Source organism: Kitasatospora sp. NPDC001527, from assembly GCF_040298605.1.
Taxonomy (GTDB): Bacteria; Actinomycetota; Actinomycetes; order Streptomycetales; family Streptomycetaceae; genus Kitasatospora.
This window is the reverse complement of the sequence record NZ_JBEPAM010000022.1, coordinates 20,894-34,764: the sequence shown is the minus strand read 5'-3', so window position 1 is coordinate 34,764 and position 13,871 is coordinate 20,894. Positions and strand designations below refer to the sequence as shown.

At 73.8% G+C, this 13,871-nt stretch carries 14 protein-coding genes; 6 read left to right on the top strand and 8 right to left on the bottom strand.

Going from position 1 to position 13,871, the window contains the following annotated elements; translation table 11 throughout:
- A complete protein-coding gene (locus ABT238_RS20745) occupies positions 1–894 on the bottom strand; it encodes a transketolase family protein (protein WP_350563514.1) in 894 nt (297 codons plus the stop codon).
- 101 nt (positions 895–995) lie between these two features.
- Positions 996–1,697: a thiamine pyrophosphate-binding protein gene (locus tag ABT238_RS20740; protein ID WP_350563516.1), complete on the bottom strand. Its 702-nt coding sequence runs from the start codon at positions 1,695–1,697 to the stop codon at positions 996–998.
- A gap of 55 nt (positions 1,698–1,752) precedes the next feature.
- On the opposite strand from ABT238_RS20740, the gene soxR reads away from it, so the two are divergent.
- Positions 1,753–2,256, top strand: a complete 504-nt coding sequence (gene soxR, locus ABT238_RS20735) for a redox-sensitive transcriptional activator SoxR (protein WP_350563518.1) — start codon at positions 1,753–1,755, stop codon at positions 2,254–2,256.
- Between the two features lie 45 nt (positions 2,257–2,301).
- Here the strand turns inward: soxR and ABT238_RS20730 are convergent, their stop codons facing one another.
- On the bottom strand, positions 2,302–3,270 hold the full coding sequence (locus tag ABT238_RS20730; RefSeq protein WP_350773545.1) for a ricin-type beta-trefoil lectin domain protein: 969 nt from the start codon (positions 3,268–3,270) through the stop codon (positions 2,302–2,304).
- Between the two features lie 287 nt (positions 3,271–3,557).
- Positions 3,558–3,923, bottom strand: a complete 366-nt coding sequence (locus ABT238_RS20725) for a hypothetical protein (protein ID WP_350773539.1) — start codon at positions 3,921–3,923, stop codon at positions 3,558–3,560.
- Between the two features lie 238 nt (positions 3,924–4,161).
- On the opposite strand from ABT238_RS20725, the gene ABT238_RS20720 reads away from it, so the two are divergent.
- A complete protein-coding gene (locus ABT238_RS20720; RefSeq protein WP_350563524.1) occupies positions 4,162–4,962 on the top strand; it encodes an SDR family NAD(P)-dependent oxidoreductase in 801 nt (266 codons plus the stop codon).
- 65 nt (positions 4,963–5,027) lie between these two features.
- Here ABT238_RS20720 and ABT238_RS20715 read toward each other — a convergent pair whose 3' ends face one another.
- The gene (locus ABT238_RS20715; RefSeq protein WP_350773510.1) at positions 5,028–6,209 is read right to left on the bottom strand and encodes an acyl-CoA dehydrogenase family protein; all 1,182 of its coding nucleotides are present in this window, start codon (positions 6,207–6,209) and stop codon (positions 5,028–5,030) included.
- Between the two features lie 247 nt (positions 6,210–6,456).
- On the opposite strand from ABT238_RS20715, the gene ABT238_RS20710 reads away from it, so the two are divergent.
- Positions 6,457–7,158 (top strand): DUF899 domain-containing protein, encoded by a 702-nt coding sequence (locus tag ABT238_RS20710; RefSeq protein ID WP_350773493.1) that lies wholly within the window; start codon positions 6,457–6,459, stop codon positions 7,156–7,158.
- Positions 7,159–7,237: 79 nt separating this feature from the next.
- On the opposite strand, the gene ABT238_RS20705 is transcribed toward ABT238_RS20710, so the two are convergent.
- Positions 7,238–8,119, bottom strand: coding sequence for an alpha/beta fold hydrolase (locus ABT238_RS20705; RefSeq protein WP_350563530.1), 882 nt, complete (start codon positions 8,117–8,119; stop codon positions 7,238–7,240).
- 217 nt (positions 8,120–8,336) lie between these two features.
- Positions 8,337–9,752, bottom strand: coding sequence for an MFS transporter (locus ABT238_RS20700; protein ID WP_350773459.1), 1,416 nt, complete (start codon positions 9,750–9,752; stop codon positions 8,337–8,339).
- Between the two features lie 103 nt (positions 9,753–9,855).
- On the opposite strand from ABT238_RS20700, the gene ABT238_RS20695 reads away from it, so the two are divergent.
- Complete coding sequence (locus ABT238_RS20695) at positions 9,856–10,701, top strand: helix-turn-helix transcriptional regulator (protein ID WP_350773443.1); 846 nt, start codon at positions 9,856–9,858, stop codon at positions 10,699–10,701.
- Positions 10,702–11,096: 395 nt separating this feature from the next.
- A complete protein-coding gene (locus ABT238_RS20690; protein ID WP_350563536.1) occupies positions 11,097–12,182 on the top strand; it encodes a DNA alkylation repair protein in 1,086 nt (361 codons plus the stop codon).
- On the opposite strand, the gene ABT238_RS20685 is transcribed toward ABT238_RS20690, so the two are convergent.
- Positions 12,166–12,828, bottom strand: coding sequence for a hypothetical protein (locus ABT238_RS20685; protein WP_350773425.1), 663 nt, complete (start codon positions 12,826–12,828; stop codon positions 12,166–12,168). The two genes, ABT238_RS20690 and ABT238_RS20685, sit on opposite strands and share 17 nt — an antisense overlap.
- A gap of 274 nt (positions 12,829–13,102) precedes the next feature.
- Here ABT238_RS20685 and ABT238_RS20680 point away from each other — a divergent pair, with 274 nt between their 5' ends.
- A complete protein-coding gene (locus ABT238_RS20680; RefSeq protein WP_350773419.1) occupies positions 13,103–13,837 on the top strand; it encodes a class I SAM-dependent methyltransferase in 735 nt (244 codons plus the stop codon).
- Positions 13,838–13,871: the final 34 nt, after the last annotated feature.

Here is a 13,871-nt window from a genome sequence, read left to right as displayed (position 1 = left end):
TCACCAGACGAAGGAGCCGATCCGCTCGCGCAGCGCGTGCGCGTCCAGGCCGTAGGCGGCGAGGTGCTCCGGGACGGACCCGTACTGCCGGTGCTCGGCGCGCGGCACGCCGAGGGCCAGCACCCGGTGCGGACGGTCGGCGAGCGCCTCGTGCGCGTCGTTGGCGGAGGTGCCGGCCAGGTACGGCTCGACCAGCACCACGTCCGCGTTCCGCTCGGTGGCGGCGCGCAGCGCGGCGCCGTCGAACGGCCGGACGGTGGCCGCGTACAGCACGGTGACGTCCAGGTTCTCGCTGGCGGCGAGCACGGCGTCCAGCATCGGGCCGACCGCGACCACGGTGCCCCGGGTGCCGCGGCGGACGACGGTGAACCGGCCCGGCTCGACGTCGACGGCGTTCTCGTTGCTGTGGACGGAGAGGCGGACGTACACCTTGCGGTCACCGTCCGCCACCGCGTGCCGCAGCAGCCGCTCGGCCTCGTCCGCGTGACCGGGCACGTGCACCGTCCAGTCGGGCAGGGTGTCCAGCAGGGCGACGTCGCCCGGCGCCATGTGGGTGCGGCCGCCGGCCGGCCAGTCGTAGGAGCCGGCCGCGCTCACCAGCACGGCGCCGACGCCCTGGTGGCCGAGGTCCAGCTTCACCTGCTCGAAGGGGCGCTCGACGAGGAAGCTGGCGAAGGTGTGGGCGATCGGGCGCAGGCCGGTGAAGGCCAGGCCGGCGGCGGTGCCGATCAGCAGTTGCTCGCGGATGCCGACGTTGATCAGGCGGTCCGGGTGCCGTTCGGCGGCCGGCCGGAAGCCGGCGGCGCTGATGTCGGCGAGGACGAGGGCGAGGCGCGGGTCCTCGTCCAGCAGGCGGGAGGTGGTCTCGATGAAGCGGTCGCGCATGGCGTCCATGGGGTTCGGGCCCTTTCCGGTTCAGGGGTTCTTCGGCGCAGGCGCTCTTCGGCGCAGGGGTTCCTCGGCTCGGGAGTCCTCGGGCTCAGGAGTCCTTGGGCTCAGGAGTCCTTGGGCTCGACGCGGGCCACCACGACCCGCGGCCGCCCCGGGTGCTCGGCGGTGTACGCCGCGTACAGCGCGTCGTGGTCGCGGCCGTCCACCGTCTCGACCGACCAGCCCTCGGCCGCGAAGCGCGCCGCGATGCCGCCCTGCCAGCCGTGCGTGGCCGAGGAGTTGTCGACCACCAGGACGTGCAGCCGGTCCAGCCCGTAGGCCCCGGCGAAGGCCACCGCCTCGAAGTTCGACCCCTCGTCGAACTCGGCGTCGCCGACCAGCACCCAGACCGCCGGGCCGGTCAGCCCCTGGGCACGCAGCCCGAGCGCCGTGCCGACGGCGATCGGCAGGCCGTGGCCGAGCGAGCCGGAGCTGATCTCCACCCCGGGGATCAGCAGCCGGTCCGGGTGGTGGCCGAGCGGCGAGTCGTAGGCGCCGAAGCTGGGCAGCACGACCGGGTCCAGGAAGCCCTTGGCCGCGAGAACGGCGTAGTACGCCATCGGGCCGTGGCCCTTGGAGAGCAGGAAGCGGTCCCGGTCCTGGTCGTCGGCGGTGGCCGGGGTGACCCGCAGGACCCGGTCGTACAGCACCCAGAGGGCGTCCAGCGTGGAGGTGGCGGCCGGGCCGTGCTTCTCGTCGCCGGTCATCAGGGCCATCAGGCCCGGCAGCTCGGCGTAGCCGGCGAGGGCCGGGATGCGGTTCGTCATGCCGTCGATGGTGCAACCTGAAGTCGACTTCAGGTCAAGCGCTACAGTGACCCCCATGAGCGCCCACGCCCCCAGCCGGCACGACCTCCTCACCATCGGCCAACTCGCCGACCGCAGCGGCCTGGCCGCCTCCGCGCTGCGGTACTACGAGAAGCTGGGGCTGATCCACGCCACCCGCACCACGGGCAACCAGCGCCGCTACACCCGCGGCACGCTGCGCCGGATCGCCTTCGTCCGGGCCGCCCAGCGGGTCGGCCTGTCCCTGGACGAGGCCAGGACCGCCCTGGACCGCCTCCCGGAGCACCGGGCCCCGAGCGGCGCCGAGTGGGACGGCGTCGCGCAGTCCTGGCAGAGCCGGATCGACGAGCAGATCGTCGAGCTGGAGCGGCTGAAGGCCAAGCTCACCGGCTGCATCGGCTGCGGCTGCCTCTCGCTCACCCGCTGCGGCCTCTACAACGCCGCCGACCGCGCCGGCGCCGCCGGCCCGGGCGCCCGCTACCTCCTCACCCGCGACCCCGCCACCGGCCCCGAACCGGCCGGCGGCGACTTCACGGAGTGACGAAGGGCCCCGACCGCGGGGGTCGGGGCCCGGGGCCCGAAGGGGTCAGTCCCAGGGGTTCGCGGGCTGGTCGTCGATCGCCGTCCAGAAGCGGACGTTCGGGAGGGTGCCGTTGGCCCAGAACGACCAGCCGCCGCCGTTGTGGAACTCCGCCATCCGCCAGTTGGTGCCGCCGAGGCTCGATGCGCAGATCTCGTCGCCCCTGGCCCGGCTGGTCAGCTCGGAACCGGCGATCGGCGGGGTCAGCTTGACCTCGCCCCAGGCCCACGCGTCCGTACTGCTGAGCGGGAGCCAGGACGGCGCCGCGCGGCCGTCACGGTAGCGGCAGAGCACCGGGAGCTCGGTGCTCGGATAGGTGTCGCCCTTGTAGGGGTTGGTCCGGCTGTCGGAGCCCACGTGCACGATGTTGTCCGAGCGCTGTTCGAGCACGCGCCAGGTCATGCCCGAATGGCCCTCCGTGGGGGCGGTCTGCCCGAGGCCGGCGAACGCCTCGCGGGTGATGTCCCACTGCTGGTAGGGGCCGTCGTTGCAGGTGAACAGATAGATTCGCCACCCGCCGAAGTTCCGCGTGGTGTTGTCCAGGCAGAGACCGTTGGCGACGCTCTTCAGACGGACGCCGACGAGATCGTAGGGCGCGTCCGCGACCTGGAACGGCGTGACGATCCACTCCTGCACGGGCGAACGGTCGCAGGAGTTGGTGGTGACGCGCGAGGCGACGACCTCAAGGCAGTAGTTGACGATGCGGTCGTCGAGCTTGAGGGTCTTGTGGTCCGCCGGGGCGCCGGGAACCGCGTTGAACTGCCAGGTTCCCGGGCGGTGGCCCGGGTCGCACACGATGGGGTTCTGGGTGTTGCCCGCCGTCCCGTCCGGACAGCGGGCGGACGCCTGGTTGAAGAGGACGGTGTAGGGCGGCGCCGGGTCCGCCGAGGCGGTGCCGGGTGCGGCGATCAGGGCCGCGACGGCGGCCAGCACGGCGAGGAGCATCACGCGGGCGCGGCGTTCGATTCGATTCACACGTTGACCTGTCTTCTCGGTGTCGGTGTCGGTGTCGGTGCGGGGCGCGGGTGCGCGCCCGACCCGGCGGGCCCGCGCCGGCACCGGCAGACCGGGGGCGGGCCCCGGCCATCATCACGAGAAGCCCTGCCGCGGCGGTATCCCACCCTTCTGGGGGGTGGGTTGAGCCGGTCGCGCGCCGCGTCACCCCACCGGGTCCACCAAGCGCAGGCGCGACCGGAGATCCCGGCGGAGGGCTCCGGCGGGCCGGCGAACTCCCCACCCGGCCCTGAACACCCCGGCGTCCGTCACGAGCTGATCGGCGCGTGATCCGCGGACCTTCCCGGGCGGCCGCGGCCCTCGCCGGCGATGCCGATGGTGCCGTCGGGGAAGGTCCGCACCGATCGCACGCCGGGCAGCAGGTTGAGCAGCAGGCAGGGGGTGCCGATGAGGGCTGCGGCGGTCAGCAGGGTCGTCCGCATCCCGAGGAACTCGGCGGCCGGAGCGGCGACGGCGACCGCCGCCGACGCGCCGGACCGGTGCTCGGCCTGGGCGAGTCCCAGGGTCACCGCCATCACGGTCACGGTGGCGTAGACCCGTTCCTTGAGGCGTTCGGCGACCACCATCGGGGACGCCGGCGGGCGGCTCGGCCCGCTCGCACTCTCATCGGCCACGGGTCGACCGTACGGCCGGCGCCGCCGCCGGCCGGGCAGGCACCACCGGAGACCGCGAACCGGCCGACGCCCACGGGCCGGGCGGAGGCGGGAGGGACGTCTGTTCGTCAGCCGCCGGTCCGGCGGACACACCTTCGGGTGGGCGGACACGTGCTCGGCTCGCGGGGTGGCCGGACTCTCCTTAGCGTGGATCAGACGTTCCGCGCGCCAGGGCGGCGCCGGGGGAAGGGGAAGCGCGATGGAGAGTCTGCTGGCGGACAGGACGGCGGTCGTCTACGGGGCCGGGTCGGTCGGAGGCGCGGTGGCCAGGGCCTTCGTCAGGGAGGGTGCCCGGGTGTTCGTGGCGGGCCGTGGCGAGGCCGCGCTCAAACAGCTGGCCCACGACGTGGAGTCCGAGGGCGGCTCGCTGGTGACCGCGCGGGTGGACGCGCTGGACCGGGAGGCGGTCGACGGCTTCCTGGACTCCGTGGTCGAGCGGACCGGCGGGCTCGACGTCTCCTTCTGCGCGACCTCCACCCGGCGGCCGGGAGGGGAGCAGGGCGCGGCTCTGGGCGAGCTGTCCTTCGAGGACTTCTCGCTGCCGATCATCGACTTCACCAAGGCGCAGTTCACCACCGCCAACGCGGCGGCCGCGCGCATGCTGCCGCGCGGACGGGGCGTCGTCATGATGATGACCGCCGCGCCCTCGCGCGTCCCCTTCCCCTACACGGCCGGGTTCGGCCCGGCCTGGGCGGCGGTGGAGGCCTTCGCCCGTACCCTCGCGGCCGAACTCGGGCCGCAGGGCGTACGGGTGCTCTGCCTCCACTCCGCCGGATCGCCGGACGCGGCGAGGAGCGTGGAGAGCACGCTGGCGGCGGGCCGTCCCGAGCTGCCGGACCGGATGGCGGGCTGGCAGGACCGCTCCGCGGCCCGCAACCTGCTGGGCCGCTGGCCCTCGCTGGCGGACGTCGGCAACATGGCGGCGTTCATGGCCTCGGACCTGGCCGCCGTGTCCGCGGGGACGACGGCCGACCTGACCGGCGGCATGGTGGGCCCCTGACGAACAGCGGGCCCGGGCCCGGCGCCCCGGTCGCGGAGCGGCGGGCCCGGCCGCGCCTCGGTCGCTCAGATGTACAGCGTGTTGGCCTCCAGGCCGCACAGGGCCCGGCCGTAGAGCTCCGCGTTGGTGTCCGGGTTGATCAGGGCGTGCAGGGCGACGGCCTGGATGTCCCGGGCGATCCGCTGGAGCGGCACGTCGAGGAAGATCGAGGTACCGCCGCTGATGCTCATCAGGAGGTCGACGGCGTGCTTGGCGAGCCGCGTCGCCTCGCCCTGGTCGTTGCGGACCTGGGCGCGCTCCTCCAGCTTCCACGCCTCGCCGGTGGCGGCCTTGGCGTCCACGGTGGCCGCGGCGCGGCGGGCGTGGAACTCCGCCTGGTCGATGCTGTTGACCGCCTCGGCGACCCGCAGGTGGGTGATGGGTGCCTCGTTCTGCGCTTCGTAGTCGGTGTACGTGATCTTCCGGCCGGGCAGCCGCTCGAAGAAGACCTCCCGGGCCGCCTTGGCCAGGCCGACCGCCACGCCGACCCCGGAGGCCGCCGCGACCAGGGCGGCCGGGGTGCGCCACACCGGGGACCCGGCGTTGGCCCGGGACAGGCCCTGCGGCCGCATGGAGGCGCTCATCGGGATGACGCGGTGCTCCGGGATGAAGAGCTCCTCGGCCACCGTGGTGACACTGCCCGTACCGCGCAGGGCGCTGGTGTGCCAGTCGTCGACGAGCTTGAGGTCGGCCATCGGGACCAGCGCCATGATGGGCTCGGGCTCGGCGTCCGGACGGATCAGGATCGCGGCGATCTCCTGCCAGCCCGCGTGCCAGGCCCCGCTGACGAACTTCCAGGAGCCGTTGACCACGATGCCGCCCTCGGCCGGCACGGCCGTGCCGGTGGGGCTGTTGGTGCCGCAGACCCGGGGGGCCTCGGACGTGAAGACCTCGTCCTGGGCGCTGTCCTGGAAGAGACCGGCGAGCCAGGTCGGGATCCAGAGGACCGAGGAGGTCCAGGCGATGGCGCCGTCGGCGCGGCCCAGCTCCATGGCCACCTCCACCAGCGTGGCGGTGTCGCACTCGTAGCCGCCGTAGCGCACCGGCGTCCTGAGCCGGAAGACGCCGGCCTCGGCGAGGGTCGCGATCGTCTCCTCGCTCAGCCGGCGGTTCTCCTCGGACCAGACCGCCTGCTCCCGGAGGACCGGCACCAGCGCGGCGACCCGCTCGACGATTTCTTCCCGGGTCGGTATTCCAGTGGACGACATCATTTCCTCCTGGACGGTTCGGTTGAGTGGTGACCGGACCGGATCTCCCATTCGCACGGTCACCGGGAAACGATTTCACCGGGCGGGCCGTCGGAACATCTTCTGAATTGCCGGATCCCGGCGGCCGGCTTTTCGCGTTGAGCAATCGCGAGGAAGGACGCGGGTCGCGCGCCTGCCAACCTGGTGCCAACATCGTTCCCGCCCGTCGCTTCCCCGGCGGCGGCGGCACCGCAGCCAGGAGGCCAGAGTGGAACTGTCGCCCATCGTCAGCAGGGACGAGTGGCTCACCGCCCGCAAGGAACTGCTGGAGCAGGAGAAGGAACTCACCCGCGTGCGCGACGCGGTCTCGGCGGCCCGCCGCGCGCTGCCGCGGGTGCTGGTCGAGAAGGACTACGTGTTCGAGGCTCCCGGGGCCTCGCCCACGCTGCTCGACCTCTTCCAGGGCCGGCGGCAGCTGGTCGTCCGTCACTTCATGTTCGACCCGGCCTGGGACGAGGGCTGCCCCGGCTGCTCGATGCAGGCCGACTCGGTGGGGCACCTGGCCCACCTGCACAACCGCGACACCTCGTTCGTCATGGTGGCCCGGGCGCCGATCGCCAAGATCGAGGCGTTCCGCGTGCGGATGGGCTGGGACCTGCCCTTCGTCTCCTCCCACGGCAGCGACTTCAACCGCGACTTCAACGTGACCACCGACAAGGGCGAACTGCCCGGCGTGAGCTCCTTCCTGCGCGAGGGCGACCAGGTCTACCACACCAACTCGGTGTACGACCGGGGCAGCGAGGTCACCCTGAACACCTACAACTACCTGGAGATGACGCTGCTGGGCCGGCAGGAGGAGGGCCTGGAGCACCCCTGGGACTGGTGGCGCCTCCACGACCGCTATGACGACGCCGCGGCCGAGGGGCCCGGGGAGAACTGGTGGAACGGCCAGGACAAGTTCAGCTCCTGACCGTTCGCACGAAGGAGGAAACGGCCCGGGTGGCCGGCCCTGGCGGCCGGCCACCCGGGCCGTTCCGGCGTACCGCCGCTCAGAGTTCCCCGGCCAGGAAGCGCAGGATGAGGCTGTTGACCTCGGCGGGCCGCTCGACGAGCCCGACGTGGCCGGCCCCCTGGACCACCTCGGCGTGCGAGCCCTCGGGCAGGCCCTCGACGATGGCCGCCAGCGTCGCGTCGGTGATCTCGAAGCTGGGGTCCTCCGAGCCGAAGAGGTTGAGCGTCGGCCGGCTCGGCGGGGCACCCCAGACGGCGGCGTGCTCCTGCGCCCACTCCGGCGTGCCGAAGCGGTCGGGCGGGAAGGCCGTCCGGTAGAGGGCGAGGGCCGCCGCCAGGTTCTCCGGCGCCCGGAGGGCGTCCTTGGCGTGCTTCAGGTCCTCGGTGGCGTCGAAGCCGTCCGCCGTGAACTTCCGGTAGATCCAGTCGAGGTAGGCGAGGTCGTCCGCGGCCACCACCTGCTCGGCCACCGCCGTCTGGAAGAACCAGAAGTGGCTCAGCGCGTCGGTGCCGCGGGGCGTGAGGACCATCGGCCCGAACACCGCGAACGGCGGGACGTCGCAGACGACGAGCTTCGACCAGCGGTCCGCGTCCGCGCCCGCCCCCCACACCGCGGGGGCGCTGAAGTCGTGCCCCACCAGGACGGCGTCGCCGTCGCCGCCGAGCGCCTCGTGCAGGCCGTTCATGTCGGCCACCAGGTCGGCGATCGCGAAGGCGCCGTCCGGCGGCTGCGCCGAGGGCGCGAAGCCGCGCAGGTAGGGGGCGACGGCGCGGTAGCCCGCGTCGGCGAGCGCCGGCATGAGGTAGCGGTAGGTCGCCGGGGACATCGGGAAGCCGTGCATCAGCAGGGCCAGCGGCCCGTCGCCGAGTTCCAGGTAGGCGAAGTCGATCCGGTTGACGGTGATTCTCTTGACAGCCACAGTCGGGTCCATTCCTCGCGGCGGGAAGGAAAATGCGCGCGGCGGCCGAATCGAATTCGTCCGCGCGGCGCGGCGGACGGCGGAGCGGAACCCGCGGGAATTCCGCCGGGCCGCTCCGCCGGTCGCTCTCCGATGATCCCGGGGACGACCCCGGACCTCTTCTCCGTGGCTGCCGTATTCGGGGGGCCGGCCGTCGCGCGGCCCGCCCGCCGGACGCTCAGCGGCTCGCCACCTGCTCGCCGACCTCGAACTGCGGGTCGGCCGCCGCCTTGGGCAGCGCCTCGGAACGGGCGCGCAGGCCGAACCACACGAGGGCCACCGCGAGGAGCGTGACGACCACGTCGACGACGAGCGCGAGCCGGATGCCGTCCAGCTGCACGGTGCGGGTGGCGGCGACGGCGCTGAGGACCGGGATGCCGATCGTGACGGCCACCTGCTGGCTGAGCGCGGCGAGGCCGGTCGCGAGCCCCTGCTCGGAGTCCGGGAGGCCGGAGGTCGCGGTCACGGTGTAGGCGACGATGGAGGTGACGTGTCCGAAGAAGCCGATGAACAGGGCGGGGAGCAGCACCGCCAGCATGACCCGGTCGGTACCGAGCAGGATCAGCGGCGCGGTGGCGAGCCCCTGCACCGACAGGCCGGCGGTCAGCACGGTCCGGGTGCCGAAGCGGCCGATCGCCCGGCCCGCGATGACACCGGCGGCCACGGCCGCGAGCCCCGGCACGCCGAAGATCAGACCGGTGGTCAGCGGGGCGAAGTGCAGCACGTCCTGCAAGTACAGCGTCATGAGGAAGATCAGCGCGCTCTCCATCGCGAACACGACGAGCCCGGCGAAGTTCCCCCACTTGACGCTGGGGCGCTTGAGGATCCGCACGGAGGCGAGCGGCGCGGGGGCGCGCAGCTCGATCGCCCAGAACACGCCGAGCAGCACCACGCCGATGGCGGCGATCAGCAGGCTCTTGTCGATGATGCCGTAGGTGAACGCGAGCAGACCGGCCGTCACCGAGACCGCGCCGGGCACATCGAGCCGGACCTTCTCCGGGGCCCGGCTGTCGGCGATCAGCCGCGGCGTCGAGATCAGGATCGCGATGGCCACCGGGACGTTGATCAGGAAGGCCCAGCGCCAGCTCAGCAGGCCGACCAGGGTGCCGCCGACCAGGGCGCCCACCGTGAACCCGCCGGACAGCAGCGCGCCGTTCAGGCCCAGCACCCGCTCCCGCATCGCGCCCTCGGAGAACGAGGTGGTCAGCAGGGACAGGGCCGCCGGGGTGGCCATCGCGGTCGACAGACCCTGCAGGACGCGGGCGGTCAGCAGCGGCGCCCCGCTGTCCGCCACCCCGCCGAGCACCGACGCCACGGTGAGCAGCGCGATGCCCGCGAGGAAGAGCCGGCGGCGGCCGAACAGATCGGCGATCCTGCCGAACAGGAGGGTGAAGCCCGCGGCCGGCAGCGCGTACGCCGACGCCACCCACGGCAGGTCGTCGGAGGATATCCCGACCCCGGAACCGATCTGGGGGAGCGCGACGTTGAGGATCGAGAAGTCGACGGACAGCATGAACTGCGCGCCCAGCAGGATGAACAGGGTCATCCTGAGCCGGGTGCTCATGCGGTTCCGCGAGTCGGGAAGCGTGGTCATGCTCGCAAGGGTGGGAGATCGCCCGCCGGCTAGCCAGACACCTGCCGTTCGTCTCACTGGGAAGGCTAGGCTTGGCAGTCCTACTTTCAGCATAATGAGACTCATGGATGAGCTCGGGAAATTCCTCAAGTCCCGCCGTGCCAGGCTCCATCCGGCTGACTGCGGACTCGGCCGCTACGGAGAACGCCGCCGGGTGCCGGGCCTGCGCAGGGAGGAGCTCGCCCAACTGGCCGGCGTCAGCGCCTCCTACTACGCCCGGCTGGAGCAGGGGCTGGGACAGAACGTCTCCGACGCCGTCCTCGACTCGCTGGCCCGGGCGCTGCGCCTGGACGACACCGAGCACGCCCACCTGGTCGCGCTCGCCCGCCCCAACCGGTCGGCGACCGGCCGCGCGCCCCGGGTGGCCCGTCAACTTCCGGCCGGGCTCAGGCGGCTGATGGCGATGATGGGCGACGTGCCCGTCATGGTGCTCTCCCCGACGGCCGACGTGGTCGCCTGGAACCCGCTGGCGCGAGCGGTGTTCGGAGGGCACCACGAGGGCCTGCCCAACATGACCCGGATGATCTTCCTCGACCCGGCGACCCGGGCGCTGTTCACCAACTGGGAGGTCAAGGCCAGGTCCGTGGTCGCCCACCTGCGGATGGTGGCGGCGAGGTTCCCGGCCGACGGGGGCGTGCGGGCGCTGATCGGTGAACTGCTCTCCTCCAGCGCCGAGTTCGCCGCCCTGTGGGAGGACCACTCGGTGGCCAACTGCGACTCGTTCACCAATGTGCTGCACCACCCCCAGGTGGGCGAGCTCACGCTCTTCCAGGAGGTCCTGCGGACCGAGGAGCCGGAGCTCATGCTGGTGGCCTTCACCGTGGAGCCGAACTCCCCGTCGGAGACGGCGCTGCGGCTGCTCGGTACCCTGGCCGCGGAGCACGCGGACCGCCGGGTGACCGTCTCCTGAACGCCGCGGGCCCGCTCCCCGCGACGGGGAACGGACCCTGCGCGCCAGAGCTCGGGCGCCCCCGTCAGCCGCCGGCCGGCAGGGTGGTGCGCCGGGTGGCCGGCCGGGCCGGCCAGGTGGTGGGGGCGGCCCGTGCGGCGGGCCTCGCCGTCGCCCGGCTCCGGTTCCCCGTACGGCGCCCGCCCGGGCCGTCCACCGGGGCGCGCCGCCAGGCGTCCGGCGCGAGGCCGTTGCGGGTGCACCGGTGGCCACCGTCGCGCCCCTTCCGGCCGTCCGATCCACCGCGCGACAAGGCGGGGGCCGCCCGATGTCGGTGGGGTGTGCCACGCTGCACGGGCCGGAGCGAGCGGGTAGCGCCCGCGGCCACCGCCACCGAGCCCAGGGAGACCGCCGCCATGCCCTCAGCCGCCGAGATGCTCAACCCGGACACCGTCGCCGGACTCGCCCGGTGCCTGGCCCGCGCCGGCCAGGGCGTCGGCACCGAGGCCCTGCGCGCGTGCGGCGCGTCCCTGGACGGGCTCGGCTTCGGCCAACGCGTCGCCGCGATCCGCGACGCCGTGCTCGCCGATCTCCCGGCCGGCTACCCCGCGTTCGAGCGGGTGCTGCGCGAGGCCCTGCGCGACGAGGAGTTCGCCGGGTGGATGACCTACCCCGTGGGCGAGGCCGTCGCCGTGCGCGGGCTGGACGCCTTCGAGCCGGGGCTCGCGCTGCTCGCCGCGCTCACCCCGCGGCTGACCTCGGAGAGCGCCGTCCGCCCGTTCCTGCGCGCCGACCAGGAGCGCGCGCTGGCCGCCATGACGCCGTGGACGGCCGACCCGGACCCGCACGTGCGCCGCCTCGCCAGCGAGGGCACCCGGCCGAGGCTGCCGTGGGCGCCCCGGCTCCCGGCGCTGATCGCCGATCCGGCGCCCGCCCTGCCCCTGCTGGACGCGCTGTACCGGGACGCCTCGGAGTACGTCCGCCGCTCGGTCGCCAACCACCTCAACGACATCAGCCGCGACCACCCCGCCACCGCCGTCGAGACCGCCGCCCGCTGGCTCGCCGACCCGGCGCCGACCACCCTCCCACTGGTCCGGCACGGTCTGCGCACCCTGATCAAGGCCGGCCGCCCCGAGGCGCTGGCCCTGCTCGGGCACCGCCCCGACGCCCCGGTCACCGTCGAGGGCCCGCACGTGCGCACCGCCGAGATCCGGCTCGGCGAGGAGCTGGTGTTCGAGTACGCGGTGACCAACACCCACGACGAGCCCGCCAGCGTGGTCGTCGACTACGTCGTGCACCACGTGAAGGCCAACGGCGGCCGCACGCCCAAGGTCTTCAAGCTCACCACCCGCTCGCTCGCCCCCGGCGAGACCTGGCGGGCCACCCGCCGGCACGCCGTGAAGCCGATCAGCACCCGGCGCTACCACGCGGGCGTGCACCTGCTGGAGCTTCAGGTCAACGGCCGCCGCCACGGGGAGGGGTCGTTCACCCTGCACCTCTAGGGTCCGTCCTCGAACCCCCGCCTGCCGGGCGACGCCCGGGCACGCACCTCGCCGCGAGGACGGCGTCCGCCAGCTCCTCGGCCGTGCGGCCGTGCCCGGCGTCGAGCCGGTCCAGTCCGAGCCGGTCCAGGTCCTCCAGCATCAGCTCCTGGTAGCGGACGCTGCGGGCGAGGAACGCGTCCATCAGGTACCGCCCGTCCTCGTCCGCCTCCGTGTACCGCCCGCCGCGCCGGATCCGGTCCCGGAGCACGGCCTCCTCGGCGGTCAGCCACAGCGCGGCGGTGCCCGGGCCGACCAGCCCGGCCACGGCGGCGGGCCACAGGGCGGAGCCCTCCAGGACCAGGCCGGGCCCGTCGCCGTCCGCCACCCGCCCCGCGACCAGCTCCTCGATCCGGGGCCGCAGCCGCGCGTAGTGGCCGAGCACCGAGGCGATCAGCTCCTCGACCGACAGCGTGCGGTAGTGATCGGCGACGTGCGGCGGCAGCTCCCACCCCGGCACCGGCCACGGGCGGCCCGGGTGCCGCGCCAGGGTGTCCGTCGACCGGCACTCGAAGCCGAGCCGCTCCGCCACCACCCGGGCGAGCGTCGACTTCCCGGTGTGCGACGTCCCGCCGATCAGCACCACCCGCAGCATCTCGCCCGTCATGCCGCCGACTCTACCGAGCCGCGGATCGAGACCGAACCTTGATCTCGACCGCCTGTTCCGCCACCCCGGCCGCGCCGTCAGGAGGCCCCTTCCCGGCCGTCCGCGACGGCGCCACCACCCTGCGGCCCACCCCCGCGGGGGACGCGCCGAAGCGCCGCCGGCCGCACCGAGAGCACCCCTCACAGGCCCTTCGCGGCAGGCCACTTGGAGGTGAGAGCGCGCCCGCGAACTCCTAGGCTCGGGGGTACCGATCCCCCTCCCGGAAGGGCCGCCCTTGAACCGCTCCGTCCGCTCCACCGACGACGTCCTCGCCCTGCTCGACGGGCTCTTCGCACCCGCCGCCGACCGCTGGACCGACCGGGCCGCCGACTGGTGGGACGACTTCTACGCCGACCGCTCCTCCGGCCGGCCGTTCTTCGTCGACGCCCCGGACGAGAACCTCGTCGCCCACCTCGACCGCGGCCTGCTCGCCCCCGGCGCAAGGGTGCTGGACGTCGGCTGCGGGGCGGGCCGCAACGCCGTCCACCTGGCCGGGCGCGGGTTCGAGGTGGACGCCGTCGACCTCTCCGCGACCGCCCTCGCCTGGGCCCGCGAGCGCGCGCAGGCGGCGGGCGTCTCCCCCCGGTTCCACCACGGCAACATCTTCACCGTCGAACTCCCCCTCGCCCGGTACGACTTGGTGTACGACTCGGGCTGCCTGCACCACCTGCCGCCGCACCGGCGGGTCAGCTACCTCGCGCTGCTGGAACGCGTCCTGGCGCCCGGCGGGCACCTCGGGCTGACCTGCTTCGCGGCCGGCGCGATGGGCTCGGAGCTGCCCGACGCGGAGCTCTACCGCACCGGGCGGCTGGACGGCGGACTCGCCTTCGCCCCGGACGAACTGCGCTGGATCTTCGGCGGCTTCACCGAGGCGGAGATCCGCCCGATGGTGCCGCAGGAGCCCGGCTCGCCGCTGTTCGGCCTGCCCGTGCTGCTCACCGCGCTGTTCCGCAGGCCGCCCGCCGGCTGAGGCTTGCGCCGGCGCGGGCCCGGGGTAGTAGTAG